This window comes from Streptomyces phytophilus (assembly GCF_013870535.1).
Taxonomy (GTDB): domain Bacteria; phylum Actinomycetota; class Actinomycetes; order Streptomycetales; family Streptomycetaceae; genus Streptomyces; species Streptomyces phytophilus.
Map to the genome: position 1 here is coordinate 1 of NZ_JACBXC010001696.1, position 1,059 is coordinate 1,059.

Annotated in this window: 2 protein-coding genes; both read left to right on the plus strand. The window is 75.8% G+C overall.

Annotated features, from left to right (window positions below; translation table 11 throughout):
• The coding region (locus tag H5J30_RS35295) for a (Fe-S)-binding protein (RefSeq protein WP_181791869.1) at nucleotides 1-772 on the plus strand (772 nt) is incomplete at its 5' end.
• A 118-nt stretch (nucleotides 773-890) separates the two neighbouring features.
• Nucleotides 891-1,059 (plus strand): maleylpyruvate isomerase N-terminal domain-containing protein (locus tag H5J30_RS35300; protein ID WP_181791870.1); only part of this gene is annotated, 169 nt, incomplete at its 3' end.

The window sequence follows — 1,059 nt, forward strand, 5'->3', positions numbered from 1 at the left end:
GCTGACGCGGTCGCTGCGGCGGGGCGCCGACGCGGATCCGGATGTGCTGCTGTGGCCGGACACGTTCACGAACTACCTGTCGCCGGAGGCGGGTACGGCGGCGGTCCGGGTGCTGCGCGCGGCGGGGCTGCGGGTGGGGCTGCCGCAGGAGGCGGGGAGGGTGTGCTGCGGGCTGACGTACGTCTCCACGGGCCAGCTGGACCAGGCCCGCAAGGTGATGCGCCGCACGCTGGACGCGCTGGAGCCGCGAGGCGGGGGCGGTGCCGGTACGGACGGCCCGCCGCTCGTCGTCCTCGAACCCCCCTGCGCCGCCGCGCTCAAGACCGACCTCGTGGAGCTGCTGCCCGACGACGCACGCGCCCCGCGCCTGGCCGCCCGCGTCCGCACCCTCGCCGAAGCCCTCGAAACCGCCGCCCCCGACTGGACCCCGCCCCGCCTCGACCGCCCGGTCACCGGTCAGACGCACTGCCACCAGCACGCGATCCTCGGCGACGCCGCCGAGCGCCGCCTGATGGCGAAGGCCGGCCTGGAGGGGCAGCTCGCCGCCGGCTGCTGCGGCCTGGCGGGCAACTTCGGCTTCGAACGCGGCCACTACGAGGTCTCCGCGGCCTGCGCCGAGGACCAGCTCCTCCCGGCGGTACGCAGCGCCCCGGAGAACGCGGCGGTCGTGGCGGACGGCTACTCCTGCCGCACCCAACTCGACCAGCTCGCCGGCATCCGCGCCCGCCACCTGGCGGAACTCCTGGCGGAGGGCCTGCCGGAGGAGGAGTGAGCGGGACGCGCGCACGCCGCCGGACACCGGGCCGCCGCGGCTGAATCCAGCAAGCGCGCTTGCTTGTTTTCCCTCGCACTGCCACCCTACTGCGCAGTATTCACGAGGGGAGCGCACCATGGCGGGGCCGGAGATCATCTCGCTGCTCGACGACCTCCGCGACGAGAGCGCCGCGCTGGACGCCCTCGTCGCCGGGCTGCCGCCCGGGCGGTGGGCGCTCGACACGCCCGCCGAGGGGTGGACCGTCGCGCATCAGATCGCCCACCTCGCGTGGACCGACCGCGCCG